Source organism: uncultured Chitinophaga sp. (assembly GCF_902168175.1).
Classification (GTDB): domain Bacteria; phylum Bacteroidota; class Bacteroidia; order Chitinophagales; family Chitinophagaceae; genus Chitinophaga.
Genome location: NZ_CABHOU010000073.1, coordinates 61917 through 87066, shown reverse-complemented (window position 1 = coordinate 87066; position 25150 = coordinate 61917). Strand labels below are relative to the sequence as shown.

Annotated in this window: 22 protein-coding genes and 1 rRNA gene; 21 read left to right on the top strand and 2 right to left on the bottom strand. The window is 46.4% G+C overall.

Annotated features, from left to right (window positions below):
• Nucleotides 1-442 precede the first annotated feature (442 nt).
• Together rrf and QZT80_RS17170 are read left to right on the top strand one after the other, a co-directional pair.
• A 5S ribosomal RNA gene (gene rrf, locus QZT80_RS17175) occupies nt 443-554 on the top strand.
• 156 nt (nt 555-710) lie between these two features.
• Nucleotides 711-1643: an SDR family oxidoreductase gene (locus QZT80_RS17170; RefSeq protein WP_295124704.1), complete on the top strand. Its 933-nt coding sequence runs from the start codon at nt 711-713 to the stop codon at nt 1641-1643.
• Nucleotides 1644-2624: 981 nt separating this feature from the next.
• On the opposite strand, the gene hisS is transcribed toward QZT80_RS17170, so the two are convergent.
• Nucleotides 2625-3977 (bottom strand): histidine--tRNA ligase, encoded by a 1353-nt coding sequence (gene hisS / locus QZT80_RS17165; protein ID WP_295124701.1) that lies wholly within the window; start codon nt 3975-3977, stop codon nt 2625-2627.
• 29 nt (nt 3978-4006) lie between these two features.
• Complete coding sequence (locus QZT80_RS17160) at nt 4007-4453, bottom strand: low molecular weight protein-tyrosine-phosphatase (RefSeq protein WP_295124698.1); 447 nt, start codon at nt 4451-4453, stop codon at nt 4007-4009.
• 544 nt (nt 4454-4997) lie between these two features.
• Here QZT80_RS17160 and QZT80_RS17155 point away from each other — a divergent pair.
• The 19 genes from QZT80_RS17155 to QZT80_RS17065 all read left to right on the top strand — a co-directional run bounded on the left by QZT80_RS17155 (nt 4998) and on the right by QZT80_RS17065 (nt 25134).
• Entirely contained in the window at nt 4998-5234 is a 237-nt protein-coding gene (locus tag QZT80_RS17155; RefSeq protein WP_295124695.1) for a hypothetical protein, read from the top strand.
• A gap of 17 nt (nt 5235-5251) precedes the next feature.
• The gene (locus tag QZT80_RS17150) at nt 5252-6166 is read left to right on the top strand and encodes a PstS family phosphate ABC transporter substrate-binding protein (RefSeq protein WP_295124692.1); all 915 of its coding nucleotides are present in this window, start codon (nt 5252-5254) and stop codon (nt 6164-6166) included.
• Nucleotides 6167-6205: 39 nt separating this feature from the next.
• Nucleotides 6206-7945 carry a hypothetical protein gene (locus tag QZT80_RS17145; protein WP_295124689.1) on the top strand — a complete coding sequence of 580 codons (1740 nt, stop codon included), beginning with the start codon at nt 6206-6208 and terminating at the stop codon, nt 7943-7945.
• Between the two features lie 267 nt (nt 7946-8212).
• Entirely contained in the window at nt 8213-9934 is a 1722-nt protein-coding gene (locus QZT80_RS17140) for a hypothetical protein (protein WP_295124685.1), read from the top strand.
• Nucleotides 9935-10231: 297 nt separating this feature from the next.
• Nucleotides 10232-10558, top strand: coding sequence for an NADH-quinone oxidoreductase subunit A (locus tag QZT80_RS17135; protein WP_295124710.1), 327 nt, complete (start codon nt 10232-10234; stop codon nt 10556-10558).
• A gap of 86 nt (nt 10559-10644) precedes the next feature.
• The gene (locus tag QZT80_RS17130) at nt 10645-11208 is read left to right on the top strand and encodes an NADH-quinone oxidoreductase subunit B (protein ID WP_295124682.1); all 564 of its coding nucleotides are present in this window, start codon (nt 10645-10647) and stop codon (nt 11206-11208) included.
• Between the two features lie 60 nt (nt 11209-11268).
• The gene (locus QZT80_RS17125) at nt 11269-11787 is read left to right on the top strand and encodes an NADH-quinone oxidoreductase subunit C (RefSeq protein WP_295124679.1); all 519 of its coding nucleotides are present in this window, start codon (nt 11269-11271) and stop codon (nt 11785-11787) included.
• Nucleotides 11788-11923: 136 nt separating this feature from the next.
• On the top strand, nt 11924-13141 hold the full coding sequence (locus tag QZT80_RS17120; protein ID WP_295124676.1) for an NADH-quinone oxidoreductase subunit D: 1218 nt from the start codon (nt 11924-11926) through the stop codon (nt 13139-13141).
• 51 nt (nt 13142-13192) lie between these two features.
• Nucleotides 13193-13687, top strand: coding sequence for an NADH-quinone oxidoreductase subunit NuoE (gene nuoE, locus QZT80_RS17115; RefSeq protein WP_295124673.1), 495 nt, complete (start codon nt 13193-13195; stop codon nt 13685-13687).
• Nucleotides 13688-13839: 152 nt separating this feature from the next.
• Nucleotides 13840-15201 carry an NADH-quinone oxidoreductase subunit NuoF gene (gene nuoF / locus QZT80_RS17110; protein ID WP_295124670.1) on the top strand — a complete coding sequence of 454 codons (1362 nt, stop codon included), beginning with the start codon at nt 13840-13842 and terminating at the stop codon, nt 15199-15201.
• Between the two features lie 49 nt (nt 15202-15250).
• Entirely contained in the window at nt 15251-16351 is a 1101-nt protein-coding gene (locus tag QZT80_RS17105) for a 2Fe-2S iron-sulfur cluster-binding protein (RefSeq protein ID WP_295124667.1), read from the top strand.
• Between the two features lie 7 nt (nt 16352-16358).
• Nucleotides 16359-17402 (top strand): NADH-quinone oxidoreductase subunit NuoH, encoded by a 1044-nt coding sequence (nuoH, locus tag QZT80_RS17100; protein ID WP_295124664.1) that lies wholly within the window; start codon nt 16359-16361, stop codon nt 17400-17402.
• Between the two features lie 46 nt (nt 17403-17448).
• Nucleotides 17449-17952 (top strand): NADH-quinone oxidoreductase subunit NuoI, encoded by a 504-nt coding sequence (gene nuoI, locus QZT80_RS17095; RefSeq protein WP_295124661.1) that lies wholly within the window; start codon nt 17449-17451, stop codon nt 17950-17952.
• Between the two features lie 21 nt (nt 17953-17973).
• The gene (locus QZT80_RS17090) at nt 17974-18471 is read left to right on the top strand and encodes an NADH-quinone oxidoreductase subunit J (RefSeq protein ID WP_295124658.1); all 498 of its coding nucleotides are present in this window, start codon (nt 17974-17976) and stop codon (nt 18469-18471) included.
• 42 nt (nt 18472-18513) lie between these two features.
• Nucleotides 18514-18831, top strand: coding sequence for an NADH-quinone oxidoreductase subunit NuoK (gene nuoK / locus QZT80_RS17085; protein WP_295124655.1), 318 nt, complete (start codon nt 18514-18516; stop codon nt 18829-18831).
• Nucleotides 18832-18912: 81 nt separating this feature from the next.
• Nucleotides 18913-20811: an NADH-quinone oxidoreductase subunit L gene (gene nuoL / locus QZT80_RS17080; RefSeq protein ID WP_295124652.1), complete on the top strand. Its 1899-nt coding sequence runs from the start codon at nt 18913-18915 to the stop codon at nt 20809-20811.
• 35 nt (nt 20812-20846) lie between these two features.
• Nucleotides 20847-22280 (top strand): NuoM family protein, encoded by a 1434-nt coding sequence (locus QZT80_RS17075; RefSeq protein ID WP_295124649.1) that lies wholly within the window; start codon nt 20847-20849, stop codon nt 22278-22280.
• Nucleotides 22281-22345: 65 nt separating this feature from the next.
• A complete protein-coding gene (locus QZT80_RS17070) occupies nt 22346-23719 on the top strand; it encodes an NADH-quinone oxidoreductase subunit N (protein WP_295124646.1) in 1374 nt (457 codons plus the stop codon).
• A gap of 134 nt (nt 23720-23853) precedes the next feature.
• Nucleotides 23854-25134 (top strand): ABC transporter permease, encoded by a 1281-nt coding sequence (locus QZT80_RS17065; RefSeq protein WP_295124643.1) that lies wholly within the window; start codon nt 23854-23856, stop codon nt 25132-25134.
• Nucleotides 25135-25150 lie beyond the last annotated feature (16 nt).

Genomic DNA, 25150 nt, shown 5'->3' with positions numbered 1-25150 from the left:
TTTTTTCAAGCAGAAGACGGCATACGAGATGCTCAGGAGTCTCGTGGGCTCGGAGATGTGTATAAGAGACAGGTTCAGAACGTCGCAAGACAGTTCGGTCCCTATCTGTTGTGATCGTTAGTAAATTGAGAGGACATGACCTTAGTACGAGAGGACCGGGTCGTACGTACCGCTGGTGTATCTGTTGTGCCGCCAGGTGCAGTGCAGAGTAGCTATGTACGGACAGGATAAACGCTGAAAGCATCTAAGCGTGAAACCTTCCTTAAGATGAGTTTACTTTTAAGGGTCGTCGGAGACTACGACGTTGATAGGCTACAGGTGTAAAGGTGGTAACATCAAAGCCGAGTAGTACTAATTGCCCGTAAGCTTTAATTTTATTTTGATATCGAAGTACAACTATTCCCAATATGTAAATTATTAGTCTGAACAAGACGCAAGATCTTATGGTGGTTTTGCCGAGGGTGTTCACCTCTTCCCATTCCGAACAGAGAAGTTAAGCCCCTCATGGCCGATGGTACTGCACCACAATGCGGGAGAGTAGGTAGCCGCCGTATTTATTAGAAGCCTCATCGTTTTACGGTGAGGCTTTTTTGTTTTATATCCTATCCTCAATTCGTTTCCCAGCCCAGCCCTCTATTTTACTATCTCGGATCTAAACGCAAATACAATGCGTAGTAGCGACTGATCTTACAGCACACGAAATTTACTTTATGAAATCATTAAGCGGAAAAATTGCCGTTGTTGCCGGTGCTACCAGAGGAGCGGGCCGCGGTATTGCCTGTATGCTGGGGGAGGCTGGTGCAACAGTTTATTGTACTGGGCGGAGTAGCCGCCTTGGCGTCGTTAACCCTGGCCGGCCAGAAACCATTGAGGAAACGGCGGAAATGGTAACCAGTTATGGCGGAATTGGCATCCCGGTAAAGGTGGACCATAGTAAAGAGGAGGAAGTAAAGGCATTATTTGATAGAATTTCTACAGAACAGGGAAAACTGGATATACTGGTTAATGATATATGGGGCGGCGAAAAGCTCACCGAATGGGGGAAACCATTCTGGGAACTCGCTATGGATAAGGGATTTGCGATGTTGCAACAGGCAATTAATACTCATGTTATCACCAGTAAGTATGCTACTCCACTGATGCTGTCAAACAGATCAGGAACCATAATAGAAATCACGGATGGCGACGGGTATTTTTATCGCGGTAGTTTCTTTTATGACCTTGTTAAGACCAGTATTATCAGGATCGCTTTTACCATGGCGCATGAATTAAAGGAGCATAATATTAGTGCTATAGCCGTAACACCTGGGTTTCTTCGTTCAGAGGAGATGTTAGCTCACTTTGGTGTAACGGAGGAAAACTGGAAGGAGGGCGCGAAGAAGGAGCCACATTTCATTGCATCGGAAACACCGTTCTATGTTGGCCGGGGAATTGCCGCACTGGTCGCTGACCCCAATGTATTCCTGAAAACAGGAAGAGTGTTCGGGTCCTGGTCGTTGGTGCGGGAGTATGGATTTAAAGATGTGGATGGAAACCAGCCAATATGGGATGAATATGTGGAGAATAATGCAAGGGCTTTCCGGTCGAAGAAGTGTGATGAGGGCTTTTACAGTTATTGGAGATATCTCAGGGAGGATGAGTAAACGGACAGAGAACTTGGTGATATCGAAATTCAACTACGGGCTGTCGGGCTTTCATGATTAAGGATGGAAGTTTGAGGGGATTCAGCTTATGGTTAGGGTATTTTAAACTGCTGTGATGACTGCGATGATAGTCTCCAGACCAACCTGTATCTATTGCCGTCATAGTTTCCAACGTCTCTTTTTGTTACCGAACCGTATCTGGAGTAGATGTGTTGGTGTTAAAAGATCTGGCAATGACGTGTGTCCGTGAGATACTCCTTTAATTAAGGATTGGTCCGGAATGAAAGAATGTATGTAAGTGTCACTATTGCGAGAAAACAGCCGGTGTGTTACGACGCCGGAAGCGGAGTATAATTCTTATACGTGAGGCAAATACCCAAACTGCAGATGAATATTCGCAGTTTTTATGCCATCTGTCATCATACGTATAAAGCCTTCATTAGTAAAATATGGGGATGAACGATGTCTTTTTACCTCGGTATATGCCTCTGATCATGAGGCGGAAGAAGCGTATTGTTAGGTGAGGAGTGAAATTGCAAAAAAACTATGCGTTGTTGCCAATTTGAAGTGGGACACACTTAGATGTACCGGGCATAACGGTGTTTGGCGTTAGCATGGAGACGATTTTGATTTACAATTAGCAGGAAATGTGTTGATTGTTACAAGTGTTGCCGCTGATAGGGACAGGGTGATGTAGTATTAACCGCGTATTTACACACCTGGAGAATATGTTGTTAAGGGAATTCATCTGCAGCGGCATTATGATTATAGCTACGGGATGAACCCCCAATAATAAAAGACGCCCCTGCTTTCTTTTATGCTACAAAGACAAAAGGGCTGCAAGGATAATTTTCCTCAAACGATTAGTCGGGTATTTTTTATTTCATCCGCGGATGGGAGTACACCAAAGGTAATATGGTCTAATAAAAAAGGCACGATCGCATTACTGCAACCGTGCCTCTTAGCAATATTCAGTTCAATCTATTTAAAGTCGAAATTGGCTATCTCGTCCGCGGCAACTTTAACCTGTTCGCCGGTAACCATGTTTTTTAAACTAACGACATTATCCTGCAACTCACTCTCTCCGATAATAGCTACATAGGGTATTTCGCGTTTGTTTGCATATTTCATCTGCTTATCCATCTTCGCATTTTCATGAAACAATTCGGCAGCTACACCACGCTCACGTAAAGCAAGGATGTGTTTGTACGCAAGTTTAATATTCTCTTCACCAGTGTAAAGAAATATAACCTTAGTAGATTGTTGTGCAGTTGCCGGGAATAAGCCCATTTCTTCCAACACATCATAGATACGATCTACACCGAAAGAAACACCTACGCCGGAAAGGCCTGGAAGACCAAACAAACCAGTAAGATCGTCGTAACGCCCACCACCACCGATACTACCTATCTTCACCACTTCCGGTGCCCGGGCTTCGATAATGATACCTGTATAATAGTTTAAGCCACGGGCCAGTGTCAGGTCGATTTGTGGGTGTTCGTTGTAGTTAACAAGCTGGTTGTTGAGTACGAACGATAATTCTTCTACACCTTTTAGACCGGTTGGAGAATCTTTCAAAACTACTTTCAGCCTCTCCAGCTTTTCATCATTACTGCCAGTGATCGAAATGAAATTTTCTACGATGGAAATTTCTTCATCGTTCAATCCTCTTTCACTTAATTCTTTTCTCACACCTTCGATACCAACTTTATCCAGCTTATCGATAGATATTGTGATGTCTATAATAAGGTCGGGGCGTTTCACCAGTTCGGCGAGGCCAGCCAGTATTTTGCGGTTATTTACACGAAGTGCGTAACCGCTGAGGCCAAGCTTTGTAAATACAGTATCGTATATTTTGAGCAGTTCTATTTCGTTGATCAAAGATGTACTGCCAACAACGTCTGCATCACATTGATAGAATTCACGGTAACGTCCGCGGGCCGGGCGATCGCCGCGCCAAACAGGTTGTATCTGGTAACGTTTGAAAGGAAACGTAAGTTCGTTTTGATTCATTACCACGTAACGGGCAAAGGGAATGGTAAGATCGTACTTCAGTGCTTTTTCGCAAAGCAGGTTACCCAACTCCCGACTGTCTTTTGCCTGTTGCGCTCTTCCAAGAATATCACCGTTGTCCAGTATCTTAAAAATCAGTTTATCACCTTCTTCCCCGTACTTACCATTAAGTGTAGTAAGGTTTTCCATTGCCGGCGTTTCCAGCGGTTGAAAGCCGAACAACTCGAATGTATTACGTATCGTTTGCAGTATATAGTTCCTTTTCCTTACCACCGCAGGACCAAAATCACGGGTGCCTTTAGGAATACTGGGTTTTACCATTATTGTTAAATTGTATGACGTTATATTATTTATTTAGATAAACCAGTAGCAGCGACAATACGCTCACAGCCATTCAGAATGAGTTTGAATACCGGTTCAAAAAGTGCATCATCGTACCATGGATCAGGCACTGGTTGTTGCCGCTCCAGCAACAATTGCACCTTGCTACGATCGGCTTCTGTACGTGCTTTACGCAACACATCCCGGTAGTTATCGAGATCCATTACGAAAATGCGATCGAACGCATCAAAATCGGTAGTTTGAAATTGGCGACCACGTAAGCCCGATATATCTATGCCATACTTCCTGGCTACGCGTACCGACCTGGCATCGGGCGGATCTCCTACATGCCAGCTGCCCGTCCCGGCCGAATCAATTGTCCAATCCAGGTGTTTCTCTGCCGCCAGGTGCCTCATAATACCTTCCGCCAGCGGCGAACGGCAAATATTTCCCAGGCACACCATCAGAATTCTCATTTGCTATTATTTTGAGCCGCCTGGTAGCAGCTTTTTTCCAGCCGCAAACCTACATGTTTTTCAGGGAAGTGCATAGGGCCAGCTTATTCTCCTCCAACGTGTTTTATGGAAAATCAGCTCCTCCGCATCTATATTATGCAAAGAAACCGCTACTTTACTTACTACAGATAATGGAAATAAAAGCACTACATAGTAAAGAAAAACGCAAACCGGGGAATTGGCGTTTGTTGCGCCTTTTTAACCTGCATAATTTTTATCGCAACCTTATGTACAGGCGTTCGATAACAGGAATGCTTGCTGTATTGCTGATACTTTTAATGACAGGTCCTTACGCTTGTATTAAAATTGATATGCTTAAGAAGTACGGGCCTGAGAAACGCAATACCCAGACTTCTTTGTTATACAGGAACTTATGGGATATAACCGCAAATTGAGGGTGAGAGCGGTCCGCAAGGCAGTCCCGGCTAAAAAATTTTAACCTTCCTGTAAACTTTATACTTCCAGATTAAAACTATTTTTTTGTATACTTGTAACTCGCAGAACTATGCAGAACGAAGAAACATATAACAACGAAAGGAGAAACCTGCAATACCGTCCGGTAGGTGAAGTGATCAGGGGAATATTTTTTATTCTCTTCGCTTTATTTATCTTTTTTGCAGAGAGACTAGGAGTGGGTGAATTTTCCCTACCGCCAATTGTAATGTACGTTGGTGGAGGAGCATTGATTGTCTATGGCCTGTTCCGTGTGATCAACGGTGCCAGGAAAATTTTATCTAAATAAGCAAAGGGGAGACGAGTATGAAACTAAGGTCTAAATACCATACGGGCATCGTATTGCTGTTAGCGACTGTTTTTTTGTTGAATTCATGTGCTGAGAATAAATCGGGGAAGAAGCTGGATACGCCAACAACCGGAAGTATTCATATTTCTGTGGATGAAACATACAAGCCGCTGATAGACTCTGAGTTAAAGGTGTTTCATTCCCTTTATCCGAAAACAAACATCATCGTTGAGTACAAACCGGAGGCGGAATGTTTCAAAGATCTTTTTAATGATAGTGCTCGTTTGGTGATCGTTACGCGTGAACTGAAGCCGGAAGAGAAAGAGTATTTTAAAAAGGTGAACATTACTCCCAAAAGTTTGCTGCTTGCGTGGGATGCACTGGCGCTGGTAACCAATAACGAAAACCCTGATTCTATCTTTACGATGGACCAGGTACGCGATATTATGGCTGGTAAAAGTGATCGCAAATGGCAGTTGGTGTTTGATAATGAAAATTCAAGCACGGTGAGATATATTATCGACTCTATTAATAAAGGGAAACCGTTGCCGCCTACAACAATGTCGGCTAAAGGAAACCCTGAAGTGATAGATTACGTAGCTAAGAATAAGGATGCGATGGGTGTGATCGGTGTAAACTGGATTTCAGATACGGATGATTATAAATCTGTCGACTTTACGAACAGGGTTAATGTAGCAAAATTGCGTGCCGACTATGGATCCGAATTTGTACAACCTTACCAACTTTATATTGCTGCAAGATCGTATCCACTGGTGAGAGGGATGTTTTTCATCCTCAAAGAGCCGCACCAGGGCCTCGGTTCCGGATTTGCCACTTTTCTAGGAAGCCAGGAAGGCCAGTTACTGATCAGGCGTTTTAAACTATTTCCTGCCCGCTCGAATGTAGTGTTCAGGAACGCAACAATCAAATAAGCTAAACACATAAACACAACTTTAAAAAACCGATTGCTCATGAACAGAAGGAACTGTTTGATTGCTGCGTTGCTCTGCTTTTCCGGTAGCGCGATGGCCCAATCTGTAGAAGAGGGGATGAAAAATTTGTACTACGAAAAGTACCAATCTGCGAAGCAGGATTTTGAAAAGGTGATAGCCGCCAAACCTACAGAAGACAAGGCTTACTATTATCTGGGTATCGCTGAACTTGGCCTGGAAAACAAAGCCGGTGCCGTTGCCGCTTTCCAAAAAGGTTTACAGGCAGTGCCTAACTCACCTTTGCTTACGGCCGGTCTCGGACGTATCGACCTGATCGACGGCAAAGTGGATGCCGCCAAACAGAAATTCGAAGTGGCCAGCACTGCAACAGAAGGTCGTAATGGTGATGTAGCCCGCGCTATTGCCGATGCTAACTCTGAAGTAGCTGGTGGCGACAGAGGTTACGCACTTGTTGTAATGGAAAAACTCCTGAACAACGAAGGCCGTAAAAAGAAAGAGGTATACACTGCAACTGCAGCTGATTATATCGAACTGGGTGATGCTTACAGGATGCTCGGTGGTGAAAATGGCGGTAAAGCTATCACGACTTACGAAAAAGCACTGGAGCTTGATCCTAAAAATGCTGAAGCAGTAACCAAACAGGGTATCGTTAACTACAACGCCCGCCTGAATAAAGACGCGCTCACAGCCTGGTCTAATGCAACTGCGATGGATCCGAATTATGCGCCTGCTTTCCAGGAACTGTTCGAGTATTACTTCACTCCTAAACCTAATCAGTTCTCTGTTCAATATGCAAAAGAGTTCCTGGAAAAATACCTGAAGGTGGCTGACCAGGCAGATAAGCTGAAAAATCAGTACTGGCTGGCTTATATGAGCTACCTGAGTAACGATTATGCTGACGCGATCGCTAAATCTACCGCAGTATTGCCAGAAGCAAATGATGCATATAAAGCTAAATTCACCAGGCTTGTAGGCCTCTCTCACCTGCTGAAAGGCGATTCTCTGTCGGCCCAGAAAGTAGCGGAAGATTATGCAGCAACTGTAGGCGAAGAAAAGCTGGAAGCACCAGACTTTAAATTGCTATACCAGATTTACGCTAAACTGAAATCTGCTGATTCAGTTACACAGGCTGGTCACACTGCAAAATCCCTGGTTTACCTGGAAAAATATGCAGCCGCCGACACATCAAAAGAAGCTGACAAATACACCACCGTAGCGGAAGCTTACAAAGCGGCCAACCAGTTGGCTAAAGCAGGCGACTGGTACACTAAAGCAGTGGAAGCTAAAGTGGCAAACAAAGAAAGCGTAAGCGCAGCAGATTACTACTATCCCGGCAATAGCTACTTCTTTGGTAGCGCAGGTGGTACCGATACAGTATCGCTGAACAAAGCCGCAGCTGCCTTCCTGGTACTTGCTGAAAAATATCCTGATATTACTACCGGTCACTATTGGGCTGGAAGAGCTTTTGCGGCTAAAGATCCGGAAGCCAAATCTGGTATTGCCAGACCTTACTTCGAGAAATACATCTCGATGGCAGAAGGCGAGCCTCAGAAAAATAAAAGTGGCCTGGTAACCGCTTACACCTATATCATGGTGTATTACTACAATATTGAAGATAAAGCGAACCTGAAAACTTATATCGATAAAGTACTGCCACTTGATCCTGAAAATGGTACTGTAAAACAGATTACCGAAGTAATGAACAAAAGCACCGCAGCACCTGCTAAAACAGCGGCTGCTGGTACAAAGAGCAAATAAGTACGATAACTATTCCATTATTGAGAGCAGTGCTGTATAAGCGCTGCTCTTTTTTTGTCCCATTACCGTTTATCTTTAAAATTTAACGAAACCTCAACCTTTTAAGCCAGCTGTCCCAGCATTTTGGCATGTTTTTTTAGATATAATTAAAATCTTCCGGCCTATTTGACCAGCTTTTGAAAAAACGTTAAATTAAGGGTAGATAGGAAGAACTTGTACCACGTGAAAAAAGGACTTTAAACGAGAAACCATTAAACCGATTAGTTCATGAAAAGGAAAAGTTTAACCATAGCGTTGCTGGCACTGGCAACAGGAGTTATGGCCCAGTCTGTGGACGATGGCCTTAAGCATCTGTATTATGGAAAGTACCAATCTGCAAAACAAGACTTTGAGAAAGTAGTAGCTGCAAAAGCTACTGACGATAGAGGATATTACTACCTGGGCCTGGCCGAGTTAGGCCTTGAGAACGAAATAGCTGCTGCAGCTACGTTCCAGAAAGGACTACAGGCAGTTCCAACTTCGCCGTTACTAACAGTGGGGGCAGGTCGTATTGATTTGCTGAAGGGCGATGCAGCAGCGGCCAAACAAAAGTTTGAGACCGCTACTGCCGCAACGAAGGGAAAGAACGGAGAGGTGGCGCGCGCCATTGCCGATGCTAACACGGAAGTGAAGGCGGGCGACAGGGCTTATGCATTGAAAACAATGGAAACATTGATGAATAATGAAGGTGCCAAGAAGAAAGACGTGTACAATGCCACTGCGGCAGATTATATAGAACTAGGTGATGCGTTAAGGATGCTGGGAGGTGAGAACGGAGGTAAGGCGATTGCAGCTTACGAGAAAGCGCTCGAAGTAGACCCTAAGAATGCAGAGGCGATCATGAAACAAGGTCTCGTGAACTACAATGCGAAACTGAAGCAGCAGGCGCTGGGCGATTGGGTAAGGGCAACCACAACCGATCCTCAGTATGCCCCGGCTTTCTTTGAATTGTATTCATTTTACTTTACCCAACGCGCCGACCAGTTCGATATTCCGAAAGCGAAAGAGTACCTGCAGAAATACCTGGCTGTTGCTGATCCTACCGATAAGGTGGGCAATGAATACTACCTGGCCGCCATTACTTTCTTTAATAAAGATTATGATGCTGCCATTGACAAGGCTAAAAGTCTGTTACCTGTAGCAAACGAGGCGTTTCAGGGCAAACTTAACCGGTTGATCGGGGATGCTTACCTGCAGAAAGGAGATTCGCTGACCGCACAAAAAACAATGGATGAATATGCGGCGAAAGTTGGTGAAGCTAAACTGGAAGTGAATGACTATAAATTACTTAGTGAAATTTATGGCCGTTTGAAGCTTAGCGATTCTGCTGCCCAGGCCGCTAACGATGCCAAGGCACTTACGTACCTTGAGAAATACGCTACTTCTGATACTGCTAAAGATGCTGAACGTTTCGAAAGCGTGGCCAAAGCTTACGCAGCCGCCAGGGTTTATGGTAAAGCCGGCGAATGGTACCAGAAACTGCTTGACCTGAAAATTGAGAAAAAGGAAAACCCAACAGCAGTTGACTACTATAATGTAGGCCTTAATTACTACCGTGGTTCTGCCAGCGAAACAGGCACAGATACCACGTACCTTAACAAGGCCGATTTAGCCTTTGGCGCCCTTGCCGAGAAATTCCCCGACATTACGACGGGGCATTACTGGAGAGGTATGGCTAATGCTGGTAAGGACGTAGAGGCAAAAACGGGCGTGGCAAGGCCTTACTTCGAAAAATATATCTCCATGGCCGAAGGCGAGCCTGAAAAGAACAAAGCCGGTCTGGTAAAGGCGTATACCTATATAATGGTATACTACTATAACACCGACGATAAGGCTAACATGCAGAAATTCATGGATAAAGTACTTCCGCTCGATCCAAATAACGAGGCCGCCAAGGCTATCAAAGAAAACCTGGCCTCAAAAACCACTACCGGAAAGTCGACGAAATAGCATTTTACACGGCAAACTAGCTGTTGTAACATAAATCTTAAGGAGTTTTCACAGTTTTTTGGATGCTGTGAAAGCTCCTTTTCGTTTCTAATAGAAACTCATTCATATCTGAGAATATTACATATGCAAAAAAATAATTAGATTTTCCCCGTTGTTGATTTGTATTTTGCCATACTATCAGTATTTTTGCCTGCTTGGAATTATATTTCAACTTTTTAGGGGAAGCTTATGTTATTTGGAACTGAATTTTTAACAGCTACGAACACTCCATTTAGTTATTTTCCTATTGTGCTTCAAATGGTTGCGGCACTGGGATTTGTAGCGATAACGATGGTGGGCACGCATTTTCTTGGGCCCAAACGTAAAACAAGTGACAAACTGATCAACTTCGAGAGCGGTATCGAGCAAAAGGGTAATGCCCGTCAGCCGGTAGCGATCAAGTATTTTCTGACGGCGATCCTTTTTGTGTTGTTTGATGTGGAAGTGATCTTTTTCTATCCGTACGCTGTTAATTTCAGGGAACTTGGTTGGGAAGGCTTTTTGGCGATGTTGATGTTTGTTGCCTTTTTCGTAATGGGCTTCATTTACATCTGGAAGAAAGGCGCACTCATGTGGGAAGATTAGGGCATTGTAGTTGCAGGTATTAGTCTGATAAGGAATGTTTTTGAAACTTATATAAATCTCCCGTTCCGGGAGGCTAGGAGGTAAATATGTCACGTCCGGTTCAATTTAACAACAAAGTGAAGATGGTGGAGGCGCCGGAAGGTTACGGCGGCGAGGGCTTTTTTGCCACCTCTTTAAATAATATTATTGGTTTGGCCAGGAAAAACTCCATCTGGCCGCTTCCGTTTGCAACATCCTGCTGTGGTATTGAGTTTATGGCGACTATGGGTGCGCACTACGATTTGGCCCGTTTTGGTGCAGAACGTATGGGCTTTACCCCGCGCCAGTGCGATGTACTGCTGGTAATGGGTACTATCTCTAAAAAGATGGGACCTGTTTTACGTCAGGTTTACCTGCAAATGGCCGAACCCCGTTGGGTAATAGCCGTTGGCGCCTGTGCGAGCAGCGGTGGTATTTTCGATACCTATTCAGTACTACAGGGCATTGACCAGGTAATTCCTGTGGATGTTTATGTACCAGGTTGCCCACCCCGTCCCGAAGCTATCCTGGATGGTTTTATGAAGGTACAGGACCTGGTTGGCCAGGAAAGCCTGCGCCGCCGTCACTCCGATAAATATAAGGAGCTGATGAACTCTTACGGAATTCAGTAATGCCCATTGCCGGACCTATACCCGGCGTTTAAGCTAAGTAAACAGTAATTGTATATTGTAATGTCTTTGACGAACGAGCATATAAAAAGCAGGCTGGTAGAGAAGTTTGGTGATGCAATTACCAACATGGAAGAGCCGTATGGCATGCTTTCCTTCACCGCACCTAAAGATTTAAATCTGAAAGTGCTCCAGTTCCTGTACGATGAGCAAGACCTGCAATTCAGGTTTATGACTGACCTCACGGGCGTACATTTCCCCGACCAGCAGGGAGCTGAGTTGGGCGTAGTGTACCACCTGCATAACATGAGGGAGAACGTAAGAATCCGTTTCAAGGTATTTACAGCCGTTGCCACTCCACAGGTTTTTACAGCTACGAGGCTGTTTGAAGCTGCTAACTGGATGGAAAGGGAAACTTTCGATTTCTATGGTATAGACTTCGTAGGCCACCCGAACCTGAAACGTATCCTGAACGTGGATGAAATGGACTACTTTCCTATGCGTAAGGAATTTCCACTGGAAGACCAGACACGTATAGATAAGGATGATGAGATGTTTGGAAGGGGAGAGATCGCCAAGTAATTAATCACAGAATTGAAATAAGACACAAAATGAGTAATGGAAAACAGATGGAGTTGCACCGATGGAGTTGTGGTAAAGCACACCCCGTGGCCGCCGCATCTGGTTTCCATTTCCTTTTTATATCATAATAAAGGCTATGTCAGAGCAGCAACATATAAACCTGCCGGAAGGCTCGATTGAAAAGCAGACAACAACGCTTAACCTGGGTCCTACCCACCCGGCTACGCACGGGGTGTTCCAGAATATCATGGAGCTGGACGGTGAAAGGGTGGTATCGACCGTTCCAACAGTAGGCTATATTCACAGGGCTTTTGAAAAGATAGCCGAAAGAAGGCCTTACTACCAGATTACACCGCTTACAGACAGGCTTAACTACTGTTCTTCTCCTATCAACAATATTGGCTGGCACCTTACTGTAGAAAAACTGCTGGGTATCGAAACACCTAAACGGGTGGATTACCTGCGTGTTATTATCATGGAACTGGCGCGTATTGCAGACCACCTTATCTGTAACTCGGTAATTGGAGTGGATAGCGGTGCGTTTACCGGCTTCCTGTACGTAATGCAGTACCGTGAGCTGATATACGAGATTTACGAAGAAGTATGCGGCTCCCGCTTAACTACTAACATTGGCCGTATCGGTGGTTTCGAAAGAAACTTTACGCCGGTGGCTTTCCAGAAAATAGAAAAGTTCCTGAAGGAGTATCCTGCGGTGTTGAAGGAGTTTGAAAACCTGTTTAACCGCAACCGTATTTTCATGGAACGTACTATCGGCGTTGGTGCTATAACAGGTGAAAGGGCGTTGAACTATGGTTTTACAGGTCCTAACCTGCGTGCTACCGGTGTGGATTACGATGTGCGTATTTCCCAGCCATATAGTTCTTACCAGGACTTCGATTTCTCCATCCCTGTTGGTTCTACCGGCGATACGTACGACCGGTTCCTGGTAAGGAATGGTGAAATGTGGCAGAGCCTGGGCATTATACGCCAGGCGATGGATAAACTGAAGACCCTGCCGGAAGATATTTTCCACGCAGACGTTCCTGCTTATTACCTGCCTGATAAGGAAGATGTATATAACAAAATGGAAGCGCTGATCTATCACTTTAAAATTGTGATGGGTGAAACTGAAATCCTGCCCGGCGAAGTTTACCATGCAGTAGAAGGTGGCAATGGCGAACTGGGATATTACCTGATCAGCGATGGCGGCCGCGCTCCTTATCGTTTACACTTCCGCCGTCCGTGCTTTATTTACTACCAGGCATATCCTGAATTAGTGAAAGGTGCGATGCTGAGTGATGCGATTATTTGTATGAGTAGCCTGAACCTGATTGCAGGTGAGCTGGATGCATAAGCAGGAATAACAAAGCGAAACAATAAATTACAAACTCGAAGGGGTTTACTTATGATACAATTTTCTGAAGAGAAGCTGAATAAAGTAAAGGAGATCATGGCACGCTATCCGGAAGGGAAGCAAAAAAGTGCATTGATACCGGTGTTGCACCTGGCGCAGGAAGAATTTGGCGGCTGGCTGAGTTCCGATACGATGGATTATGTGGCGAGCCTGCTGAGCATTACCAATATTGAAGTGTATGAGGTGGCCACCTTTTACAGCATGTTTAACATGCAGCCGGTAGGCAAATACCTTTTCGAGGTATGTCAAACGGGCCCCTGTATGGTAAACGGTTCGGACCAGATCATTGATTACATTAAACAGAAACTGGGCATTGGCGTTGGTGAAACTACTGCTGATGGCCTTTTTACTTTAAAGACCGTGGAATGCCTCGGCGCTTGTGGGTATGCGCCGATGATGCAGCTGGGTAAACATTACCGCGAACATCTTACGCCTGCCAAAGTGGATGCTATCATCGACGAATGCAGGGCTGCGGTGAAGAACTAAAAGAAAGCCGGGTCAGTATTCCTGCGGTTGAAGTGTGCGACGCAACGGATGTTGAACAGCCTTACTGCCGCCCGGAACATAAAGAAAAAACGAACGCCGAAAACGGCCTGTAGATACATAAACAGCTAACAGCGAAGGCTAAAAGCGCGACAATGGGACGAAAATTATTACTAGACAAAGCTCATATTGAAGGCATCCGGTATTACGATGTATACCGGAAAAATGGCGGTTATGCAGCGGCCGAAAAAGCCCTGAAATCCATGACCACCGACCAGGTGCTGGACGAAGTGAAGAAGAGTGGCCTGCGTGGCCGTGGTGGTGCTGGTTTTCCTACTGGCCTTAAGTGGAGTTTTATTGCCAAACCGGAAGGCGTACCGCGTTACTTAGTTTGTAATGCGGACGAATCGGAGCCTGGTACTTTTAAAGACCGCTACCTGATGGAGTTTTTGCCCCATTTGCTGATAGAAGGGCTGCTGATTTCCAGCTATACACTTGGCGCCAACGCTACTTATATATACATCCGCGGCGAGTATGCATGGATCCCGGACATCCTGGAAGAAGCCATTGCAGAAGCGAAGAAAGCCGGCTGGCTGGGTAAAAACATCCAGGGCACTGGTTTCGACCTTGAAATATATGTACAACGCGGTGGCGGCGCTTATATCTGTGGTGAGGAAACTGCCCTGATCGAGTCGCTCGAAGGCAAACGCGGTAACCCACGCCTGAAACCACCATTCCCGGCTGTGAAGGGTTTATGGCAAAGCCCAACTGTAGTAAACAACGTGGAAACGCTGGCTGCAGTAGTGCCTATCATTAATATCGGCGGCGAAGAGTATGCGAAAATCGGTGTTGGTAAATCAACCGGAACGAAGCTGATCTCTGCATGCGGTAATATCAACAAACCTGGTGTGTATGAAATTGACATGACCATCAGCGTAGAGGAGTTTATTTATTCTGAAGAATACTGTGGCGGTATCCCCAACGGGAAACGCCTGAAAGCCTGCATCCCCGGCGGTTCATCGGTTCCCATTCTGCCTGCTAACCTGTTGCTGACCACCGCAAAAGGAGAGAAAAGGTTGATGAACTATGAAAGCCTGAACGATGGCGGTTTTGCCACCGGCACTATGATGGGATCGGGTGGATTTATTGTATTGGACGAAGACCAGTGCGTGGTTCGCCACACTTTGAGCCTGGCCCGCTTCTATCACCATGAAAGCTGCGGACAGTGTAGCCCATGCCGTGAAGGTACCGGCTGGATGAAGCGAGTACTGTCGAACCTCGAGAACGGTAAAGGTAAAATGAGCGATATAGACCTGCTGTGGGACATCCAGCGTAAGATAGAAGGTAACACCATCTGTCCGCTCGGCGACGCAGCAGCCTGGCCGGTAGCAGCAGCTATCCGTCACTTCCGCGACGAGTTTGAATGGCACGTGAACAACCCGGAAGAAGCGGTTAAACGCAACTTCGGTCTGGCACATTATGCAGATCCTTTGCCAGTACCACAGCCTGTAGCCTAACATTGAAAACATTACGTGCAGCAAAGCGCGAAAAAATATAGTCATAACCATGGCGGACGAGAAGAAATTATTTAAAGTAACGATCGACAATATCTCGGTAGAGGTAGAGCCGGGCACCACTATTTTGAATGCTGCCCGACAGATTGGAGGAGATATAGTGCCCCCGGCAATGTGCTACTATAGCAAGTTGCAGGGAAGCGGTGGTAAATGCCGTACCTGTCTGGTAAAGGTGAGCAAAGGTTCTGAAGCAGACCCACGCCCTATGCCAAAGCTGGTGGCCAGTTGCCGCACAACGGTAATGGACGGTATGGAAGTAGCCAACATTACTTCTCCCGAAGTAATTGAAGCACGTAAAGGTGTGGTGGAATTCCTGCTGCTCAACCATCCCCTGGATTGCCCCGTGTGCGACCAGGCGGGTGAATGTCACCTGCAGGACCTTAGCTACGAGCATGGTGTAAGTGCCACCCGTTACGAATTCAAACGCCGTACGTTCGATAAGATCGACCTGGGTGAACACATCCAGTTGCACATGACGCGTTGCATACTTTGCTACCGTTGCGTATTTACCGCCGACCAGCTTACCGAAAAGCGCGAGCATGGTATCCTGGGCCGTGGTGAACATGCAGAGATCAGCACCTATATTAAAGAATCACTGGACAACGACTTTATCGGCAACGTAATCGACGTTTGCCCTGTAGGCGCCCTTACCGATAAAACCTTCCGTTTCAAAAACCGCGTATGGTTCCTGAAACCGGTTGATGCACACCGTAACTGCGAGAATCCTAAATGTTGTGGTAAAACCACCTTGTGGATGAGAGGAGAAGAGGTGTTTCGCGTAACTGCCCGTAAAGACGAGTACGGGGAAGTAGAAGCCTTTATCTGCGATGTTTGCCGTTTCGAGAAAAAAGAAGCGAAAGACTGGGTAGTGGAAGGTCCGCGGAAGATTAGCCGTACCAGCGTTATTTCACAGGGCCACTATGTAGGCACCGTGAAACCGCAGGAAACGATCCAGAAAGTATTGGATGGCCGCCAGCCTAAACTGCTGATGGACATTCATTCAGTAAGCCAGGTAAACCAGCCAAACGTAGACCTGTCGAAGATCGACGGGCCTGCGCATTCCGATGACTTTAACAAGAAAGGTGTTCAATAATTGAATTATGACGTTCCTGGGAATAGATTTATTATTTGCTCTTGAAAAGATATTGCTGATATCCGCCGTACTGGCTGTATCGCTCGTAGTTGCCATGTATTGTACCTGGGGCGAGCGTAAAGTAGCCGGCTGGATTCAGGACCGTATTGGTCCCGACCGTGCGGGTCCGCTGGGTTTATTACAACCTTTGGCGGATGGCGGTAAACTGTTCTTTAAAGAAGAGATTATCCCTACCAACGCCAACCGTGGCCTGTTCATACTCGGTCCTTCGCTGGCAATGTTAACAGCATGTATGACCGGTGCGGTGTTACCATGGGGCGACACGCTCACCTTTGGAAATACGCAGGTATCGCTGCAGGTGGCCGACATTAACGTAGGTATTCTTTACATATTTGGTGTTGTAGGCCTGGGTGTATATGGTATTATGATAGGCGGATGGGCTTCGAATAACAAGTTCTCCCTGCTGGCGGCAGTACGTGGTGCTTCACAGATCATCAGTTACGAACTGGCGATGGGGCTTTCCCTGATCGCGCTGCTGATGCTTACCGGTACACTTAGCCTGAAAGAGATCGTAGAACAACAACGTGCCGGTTACTGGAACGTGGTATACCAGCCACTCGGGTTTTTCCTGTTCCTGATCTGTGCGTTCGCAGAATGTAACCGTGCTCCTTTTGACCTTCCGGAGGCGGAGAACGAATTGAACGGTGGTTATCACCTGGAATATTCTTCCATGAAACTGGGTTTCTTCCTGTTCGCCGAGTATATCAACATGTTTATCAGCTCTGCGCTGATGGCTACATTGTACTTCGGCGGTTACAGCTTCCCTTACATGGACCAGATAGGACTGGACGGCAACTGGCTTACCATATTGGGTATGGGCGCGCTGTTCTTTAAAACCATCTGTTTCATCTTCTTCTTTATGTGGGTGCGCTGGACCTTACCAAGGTTCCGTTATGATCAGCTGATGAAACTGGGATGGAAGGTATTGATACCGCTGGCATTAGTAAACATGCTCATTACCGGAGCATTAATACTGTGGCAGCAGAGCTAATTAAAATATAATCAGACCAAGAGGGTCGTTAAATAAACTAATTGATATGGAAGCATTAACTAACAGGGCGCAGGCAGTAGACAGGAGGCCAATGAACTTCTGGGAGCGGATTTACATCCCTGCCATTATGAAAGGCCTGGGCATTACGTTTAAACACCTGTTCAGGAAGAAGGCCACCGTACGGTTCCCTGAGGAAACAAGACAGTTCAGCCCCGTATTTCGCGGCCTGCACGTATTGAACCGGGATGAGGAAGGACGTGAGAACTGTACAGCCTGTGGTTTGTGCGCAGTTGCCTGTCCGGCAGAGGCCATTACTATGGAAGCGGCGGAACGTAAAGAAGGTGAAGAACACCTGTACCGTGAAGAGAAGTACGCTGCCCGTTACGAGATTAACATGCTTCGTTGCATCTTCTGCGGTTTCTGCGAAGAAGCCTGCCCTAAAGATGCGATTTACATGACCGAAACATTTGCACCGGCTAACTACCAGCGTAAAGGTTTTATATATGGAAAAGACGATCTGCTGATCCCCAATCCTAAAGAAAAAGCGTAACTGAAAAATTATAAGCCAGAAATGAGTTTACACGAGATAATCTTTATCATTCTGTCGGTTGTGTCCATCGTTACGGCGTTGGGTGTGATCATTAGTAAGAACCCGGTGAATAGTGTGTTATCGCTGATCGTACTGTTCTTTTCCATTACCTGCCATTATGTGATGCTGAATGCGCAGTTCCTCGCCATTGTGAACTTCATCGTTTACATGGGTGCCATCATGGTACTGTTCCTGTTCGTGATCATGTTGCTGAACCTCAACTCCGAACTGGAGCCACAGAAACGCAACTGGTTAAAGTATGCAGGCGCTGTTAGTGGTGGTGCATTGTTGCTGGTGATTACAGGCATCCTGCGTTCGGCCAGCATGGCGTCGCTGGATATGAACACTGCCAGCGATATCGGGTTGATCAAAAACCTGGGTAACGTATTGTTCAAACAATATGTGGTACCGTTCGAGATCAGCAGCATCCTGTTCCTTAGCGCCATGATCGGTGCAGTGGTACTGGGTAAAAAAGACTAGAATTAATCAACAGAAAATAAACGCCCGCAAGGGTAACTGTATATGCCGGTTCAGTATTATATCTTTTTAAGCATTGCGTTGTTTTGTATTGGTGTGATGGGAGTGTTGATCCGCAGAAATGCCATCATTATTTTTATGTGCATTGAGTTGATGCTTAATGCCGTAAACCTTTTGCTGGTAGCTTTTTCAAAAATGTGGGTAGATGCGGGTCGTACCGACGCAGCGTCTGCACAGCTATTCGTGTTCTTTGTCATGGTAGTGGCCGCGGCCGAAGTAACTGTAGGTTTGGCGGTAATTGTAATGATGTACCGTAACTCGCATTCTGTAGACATCAACATTTTAAACAGGTTAAAGAACTAATATTCTGTTGCCCGTACGTGAATGTTCGGCCGGGCGGAATTCTTAACCTTTACTGTAATTCGTTAATTAGTATTTGAGCAAATGATACATCTTGTTTGGCTGGTTCCTTTTCTGCCACTGTTAGGTTTTCTGATCAATGGATTGGGAAGGAAAAGTTTATCCAAATCGTTGGTAGGCATTATTGGTAGCGGCACTATTATCGCCGGTTTTGTGATCAGCCTGCTCATATTCCTCGAGGTGAAAACGCCTGGCTTTACCGCACAGGTAGTTCCCCTGTTCGACTTTATCACTGTGGGTAGCCTGAGCATTCCGTTCGCTTTCCAGGTAGACCAGCTGAGCGCTTTGTTCCTGCTGATCATTACCGGCGTAGGTTCGCTCATCCACATTTATTCTACTTCTTACATGCACGAGGAGAGTAACGAAGGTTTTGCCCGTTACTTCGCTTACCTCAACCTCTTCGTATTCTCCATGCTGTTGCTGGTGCTGGGCGCCAACTACGTGATGATGTTCATCGGCTGGGAAGGTGTAGGTTTGTGTTCGTACCTGTTGATTGGTTTCTGGTTTAAAAACACCAGCTACAATAAAGCCGCTAAAAAAGCTTTCGTGATGAACCGTATCGGTGACCTCGGCTTTTTACTCGGTATCTTCTTAATGATCACGCATTTTGGAACGGTTACTTTCCCTGAAGTATTTGAAAAAGCTGCTGCACTGGGATTAAATAGCGGTATACTGATGGCCATAGCTGCCCTGCTTTTCGTAGGTGCTATGGGTAAATCGGCGCAGGTGCCTTTGTATACCTGGCTGCCCGATGCAATGGCGGGTCCTACCCCTGTATCGGCCCTCATCCACGCTGCAACCATGGTTACCGCAGGTATTTATATGGTGGCGCGCAGCAACGTGATTTATTCTCTCTCTCCATGTGTACAGGCCGTTGTAGCGATCGTGGGTTTGGTTACCGCTTTGCTGGCGGCTTCCATCGCGCTTAAACAAAACGATATAAAGAAAGTACTGGCCTATTCTACAGTGAGCCAGTTGGGTTATATGTTCATCGCCCTGGGCGTTGGTGCTTATACTGCGGCTGTTTTCCATGTAATGACGCACGCTTTCTTTAAAGCCCTGCTGTTCCTTGGTTCTGGTAGCGTTATTCACGCTATGGGCGGCGAGCAGGACATCCGTAAAATGGGTAACCTCAAAAAGTGGATGCCCATCACCAACATTACTTTCCTGATTGGCTGTTTGGCCATTGCTGGTATACCCGGTTTATCGGGCTTCTTTTCTAAAGATGAAATATTAGCGCACGCATTTGTTAGCAATAAGGTTATTTATGCGCTTGCCCTGGTAGGTGCGTTAATGACTGCCTTCTATATGTTCCGCCTGTATTACATTACCTTCTGCGGACAGTTCCGCGGTACACACGAACAGGAACACCACCTGCACGAAAGTCCCGCAGCTATTACTTTCCCGCTGATCGTACTGGCCGTGTTGTCCGTAATTGGCGGTTATGTAGGCCTGCCCCCGGCATTTGGTCTTCCTAACCTCCTGGAAGGATACCTGGCACCGATATTTGCACATGCACACCTTGGCGACCATGCCGAACACCTCAGTCATTCCATGGAATGGATACTGATGGGTATCAGCTCTGGCCTGGTGATCGTGGTAATCCTTTTCGCCCGCAGCAAATTCATTAATTACCAGAACGATGGTAAAGAAAATACTGGATTGGCGAAGGTGCTGGAGAACAAATGGTATGTAGATGAAATTTATGATGCCATTATCGTGAAACCACTGATCGCCCTTTCCGGCTTCTTCCAGGATGTAATTGAACGTTCGGGTATTGATGGACTGGTAAATGGCGTAGGTAGAAGCGTTAAGTGGGGAAGCCGCCAGGCAAGGTTGTTACAGAATGGTCTTGTGGGCTTCTACATTTTTGCCATGGTATTAGGTATGATCATATTATTGGTGATCAGTTTGTTTTTATAAAAGTTGGTAGCGGATTTACAAGCGTAAGATAAATTATGTTGACAGTATTACTAATATTGATCCCCTTGGTAGCAGGCCTGATAGCATTCGGTCTGAAAGGCGCAGGCGCCAGGGTGCTGAGTTTGATTGCCTCTATTGCAACACTTGCAGTAGGCATCGGCGCATGGTTGCAGTTCCGGTCGCAGGGGGCCGAAAGCCTTCAGTTCACCGCTGAATGGATACCGCAACTGGGTAGCCAGTTCAATGTTGGGTTGGATGGTATGGGCCTCATGTTGTGCCTGCTCACCGCTATCTCTTTCCCCCTCATTTTTATTACTATTTACACCCGCCAGTATGAACAGCAAAACAGCTTTTACGGCTTAATGCTGCTGTCGCAGGCAGGTTTGATGGGCGTATTTACTGCTTATGATGCCCTGCTGTTCTACGTATTCTGGGAGTTGGCGCTTATTCCTGTATACTTCCTCTGCTCTATGTGGGGTGGTGAGAAACGTATTGCAGTTACGTTCAAATTCTTTGTGTATACTTTCCTCGGTTCCCTGCTAATGCTGGTGGGACTGATTTACATCTATAACCAAACACATTCCTTCAGCTGGAGCGTGTTTACTTCGCTCACCCTTCCGCAGGGTGAACAAAGCTGGTTGTTCTGGCTCTTCTTTGTGGCATTTGCGATTAAGATGCCGGTGTTCCCGTTCCATACCTGGCAGCCGGATACTTACGAGCAATCACCTACTCCTGTAACCATGGTGCTTTCGGGTATAATGGTGAAGATGGGCCTCTTTGGTGTAGTACGCTGGCTGTTGCCGGTATTGCCACAGGGCGCTTACATGTGGTCAGAAGTGGTAATGGTGCTTTCTATCATCGGTATCATCTACGCTTCCTGCATCGCCATGCTGCAGCAGGATATCAAGAAGCTGATCGCTTACTCGTCTATCGCGCACATCGGCTTAATGGCCGCTTCTATATTCGCTAACAACGAAGAAAGCCTGCAGGGTTTACAGGTACAAATGTTCAACCACGGTATCAACATCATAGGGTTGTGGATCATCGTAGAGATCATTCAGCAAAGGCTGAATATCAAAAACCTGAACGAAATGGGCGGTATCGCAACGTATGCGCCACGCCTGGCTACTTTCCTGGTAATCATCAGCCTGGCCAACATCGCACTGCCTTTAACCAACGGGTTTATTGGCGAGTTCCTGATGTTCGCCGGTTTGTTCGAGTATAATGTGTGGTTTGCAGCTATCGCCGGACTGGGTATCATCCTTTCTGCCGTATACACGCTTAACATGATCCAGAAAGTGATTTTCGGTGAGGCGAATAGTCTTACCAGCACCATCACTGATCTGAAAACCGGTGAAACTATTTCGCTGAGCATCATCGTGGCGATTATACTGGTACTGGGTGTTTATCCCAAACCATTGCTGGAGCTGGTGTCGCAGACAACTGCCTGGCTCGATAAAGTGATTTGATATTGAAGAAACGAGGCAGTTTACTCAACTGCATTCATACTAAAAGGATTTTGTAACGCAAAAATATGAACGCATTAATCTCTTCTGCTCTGTTTGGTGTTTTCCTGATGTTTGTCGGGTTATTCGTGAAGAACAAGCAAAGCATTAAATATTTCGCCATCGCAGGAGCTATTATCGCTTTTGCAGCTAACCTGCTGGACCTTCGTCTTACCGAAACAGGCAGCACTACGCTGTACAACATGATAGAGGTAAGCCGGTTTTCGGTACTCTTTAACGCAGTAGCCATTGGCGCCACCCTTGTTTATTTCATATTATGCGGCAGTTCGTTTGCAAAAGTGGGAGAGCATGTGGCCGATTACTTTGCGCTGATATTCTTTATCCTTGCAGGTATTACGCTGGCATCCTCTTTCAGTAATTTGCTGATACTGTTCCTCGCTATAGAAATTATCTCTATCCCGCAGTACATTCTCGCGGGCGCCGATAAAAGGAACCAGAAGAGTAACGAAGCTGCCCTCAAGTATTTCCTGATGGGCTCTTTCTCTACAGGTATTTTGTTGATGGGTATTGCGCTGATCTACGGGGCATCCGGTACTTTCAACATTACCGAAATAGGCCTGGGTACCGGTGAACTGCATCCGCTCACACTTTGTGGCATACTGATGATGGCCTTCGCGCTTTCATTCAAGGTATCCGCTGCTCCTTTCCACTTCTGGACGCCCGACGTGTACGATGGTTCTCCTACCGTATTCACCGCTTTTATGGCCACGGTGGTTAAGGCTGGTAGCTTCATCGCCTTTGCACGCCTCTTCCACAACGCATTCTCCACTGGCGCACTCAGCCAGCACTGGATACTTATTATCGCTATCATCACCGCCCTTACCCTGCTTATCGGTAACATTACCGCCGTATTCCAGCAGAGTGTAAAACGTATGCTGGCCTATTCCAGTATTGCGCAGGCAGGTTTTATGCTGTTCGCCATCATCGCTTTAAATGCTACTGCCACTCAGGGTATTATCCTGTACGCAGCTGCTTACAGTGTGGCGAGCATCGGTATTTTCGCCGTGCTGCTTAAACTGGAAGATTATACATTAGATGGTTTTAACGGCCTGGCTAAATCTGAACCGCTGCTGGCCTTCGTTACCACCGTATTTTTACTCTCTCTGGCAGGTATCCCGCTTACAGCCGGTTTCTTCGCCAAGTACTTTGTACTGGCAGCAGCCGTGCAGCAGGGCGGTTTGCTGTGGCTCGTAATACTGGCCGTACTTTGCGCTGCTATCAGTGTTTACTATTACTTCCGCGTAATTATGGCCATGTACTTCAAACCAGGTACTCCGCAGGTAGCCGCCGTTAGCACTGGCTTTAAAGCCGGACTGATATTCGCAGTGATCATTGTGGTGGTGTTGGGCGTTTATCCGAACATCCTGCTCAACTGGTTGTAATACAGCTTGTAAACGATATTTAAAGGGAGGGATGCACTGCATTCCTCCCTTTTTCTTTAAACCGGCTACCTCTCATATATTTATGCGCCGGTTACATAAGCGATTTATCTTAACTTTAGGGTAACCCGGTTTTTATGAAATTCTTCGATACTTTCTTTCTCGCACTCCGTTCTGTATTGGGCAACCGCCTGCGTACATTCCTTACTGTGGCTATTATAGCCCTGGGTATTATGGCGCTGGTGGGCATCTTTACGGCCATTGAAAGTATCAAATCGGGTATCTACAGCAGTTTTGCCAGTATGGGCGCCAACGGGTTTACCATCCGTAACCGCGAAATGATTATCCGTGTAGGCGGCGGCGGGGGCGGAGCCACCAAGGGTAATACGACCACCCGGCGCAAGGTAAAAGTATCTAACAGGAACAAGATCATCAAATTCGAAGAGGCGATGGCCTTTAAGAACCGTTTCGCCTTCCCGTCGATGGTAACAGTATCGTTCCGCGCGGGTGGAGGTATTACGGTGTATAATGGTGATAAAAAAACGAACCCGAACGTACAGGTAATTGGCGGTGATGAAAACTATCTCCGGTTCTCAGGCTACGATCTGCAGCAGGGCCGCGACTTTAACTCACTCGATGTAGAGTCGGGCCGTAACGTGGCTGTATTGGGGGTGGACGTGGCGAAGAAGTTGTTCGGGGAGGACCTGAAGAATGTGGACGGTAGCAGCATTCGCGTGGGCAATGTGCGGTACAGGGTGATAGGTGTACTGAAGTCGAAGGGTAACAGTGGTTTTATGAGTGCAGATAACGTGGTGCTTACCACGGTGAGTAACACCCGCCGCGTGTTTATACGGCCTAACGCTTCTTATAACATTGGCGTAAATGTAAATGACATCAAACAGATGGATGTGGCTATTGGCGAAGCCACCGGCACAATGCGCATCATCCGTAAACTGGCGCTTGATGAAGAGAATAACTTCTACATCGCCAAGAGCGACAGCGTGGCTGAAGTGCTGTTCCGAAGTTTGGGTATGGTTACCTATGCTGCCATCCTCATTGGTTTTATCACCTTGTTTGGTTCTGCTATTGGATTAATGAATATTATGCTGGTATCGGTTGCCGAACGCACCCGTGAAATAGGGGTAAACAAAGCTTTAGGGGCAACCGCCTCCGCCATCCGCATGCAATTTTTGCTGGAAGCCATATTGATCAGCGTAATGGGCGGCATACTGGGCGTGTTGCTGGGTATGACCGTTGGTAACGTTATGTCGTTGCTGCTCAAAACGGCCTTTATCGTTCCCTGGTTATGGATAAGCCTTGGGATTTTATTGTGCGCTTCCGTTGGCCTCATTTCCGGTTTATATCCGGCTATAAAGGCATCCCGCCTCGACCCGATTGTAGCGCTGCGCTACGAATAGGCTATAAATCATAATT

What these genes read in the sequence shown, in the direction of transcription:
- QZT80_RS17170 (WP_295124704.1), top strand. Translation starts at nt 711, where the DNA reads ATGAAATCATTAAGCGGAAAAATTGCCGTTGTTGCCGGTGCTACCAGA.
- hisS (WP_295124701.1), bottom strand. Translation starts at nt 3,977, where the DNA reads ATGGTAAAACCCAGTATTCCTAAAGGCACCCGTGATTTTGGTCCTGCG.
- QZT80_RS17160 (WP_295124698.1), bottom strand. Translation starts at nt 4,453, where the DNA reads ATGAGAATTCTGATGGTGTGCCTGGGAAATATTTGCCGTTCGCCGCTG.
- QZT80_RS17155 (WP_295124695.1), top strand. Translation starts at nt 4,998, where the DNA reads ATGCAGAACGAAGAAACATATAACAACGAAAGGAGAAACCTGCAATAC.
- QZT80_RS17150 (WP_295124692.1), top strand. Translation starts at nt 5,252, where the DNA reads ATGAAACTAAGGTCTAAATACCATACGGGCATCGTATTGCTGTTAGCG.
- QZT80_RS17145 (WP_295124689.1), top strand. Translation starts at nt 6,206, where the DNA reads ATGAACAGAAGGAACTGTTTGATTGCTGCGTTGCTCTGCTTTTCCGGT.
- QZT80_RS17140 (WP_295124685.1), top strand. Translation starts at nt 8,213, where the DNA reads ATGAAAAGGAAAAGTTTAACCATAGCGTTGCTGGCACTGGCAACAGGA.
- QZT80_RS17135 (WP_295124710.1), top strand. Translation starts at nt 10,232, where the DNA reads ATGGTTGCGGCACTGGGATTTGTAGCGATAACGATGGTGGGCACGCAT.
- QZT80_RS17130 (WP_295124682.1), top strand. Translation starts at nt 10,645, where the DNA reads ATGTCACGTCCGGTTCAATTTAACAACAAAGTGAAGATGGTGGAGGCG.
- QZT80_RS17125 (WP_295124679.1), top strand. Translation starts at nt 11,269, where the DNA reads ATGTCTTTGACGAACGAGCATATAAAAAGCAGGCTGGTAGAGAAGTTT.
- QZT80_RS17120 (WP_295124676.1), top strand. Translation starts at nt 11,924, where the DNA reads ATGTCAGAGCAGCAACATATAAACCTGCCGGAAGGCTCGATTGAAAAG.
- nuoE (WP_295124673.1), top strand. Translation starts at nt 13,193, where the DNA reads ATGATACAATTTTCTGAAGAGAAGCTGAATAAAGTAAAGGAGATCATG.
- nuoF (WP_295124670.1), top strand. Translation starts at nt 13,840, where the DNA reads ATGGGACGAAAATTATTACTAGACAAAGCTCATATTGAAGGCATCCGG.
- QZT80_RS17105 (WP_295124667.1), top strand. Translation starts at nt 15,251, where the DNA reads ATGGCGGACGAGAAGAAATTATTTAAAGTAACGATCGACAATATCTCG.
- nuoH (WP_295124664.1), top strand. Translation starts at nt 16,359, where the DNA reads ATGACGTTCCTGGGAATAGATTTATTATTTGCTCTTGAAAAGATATTG.
- nuoI (WP_295124661.1), top strand. Translation starts at nt 17,449, where the DNA reads ATGGAAGCATTAACTAACAGGGCGCAGGCAGTAGACAGGAGGCCAATG.
- QZT80_RS17090 (WP_295124658.1), top strand. Translation starts at nt 17,974, where the DNA reads ATGAGTTTACACGAGATAATCTTTATCATTCTGTCGGTTGTGTCCATC.
- nuoK (WP_295124655.1), top strand. Translation starts at nt 18,514, where the DNA reads ATGCCGGTTCAGTATTATATCTTTTTAAGCATTGCGTTGTTTTGTATT.
- nuoL (WP_295124652.1), top strand. Translation starts at nt 18,913, where the DNA reads ATGATACATCTTGTTTGGCTGGTTCCTTTTCTGCCACTGTTAGGTTTT.
- QZT80_RS17075 (WP_295124649.1), top strand. Translation starts at nt 20,847, where the DNA reads ATGTTGACAGTATTACTAATATTGATCCCCTTGGTAGCAGGCCTGATA.
- QZT80_RS17070 (WP_295124646.1), top strand. Translation starts at nt 22,346, where the DNA reads ATGAACGCATTAATCTCTTCTGCTCTGTTTGGTGTTTTCCTGATGTTT.
- QZT80_RS17065 (WP_295124643.1), top strand. Translation starts at nt 23,854, where the DNA reads ATGAAATTCTTCGATACTTTCTTTCTCGCACTCCGTTCTGTATTGGGC.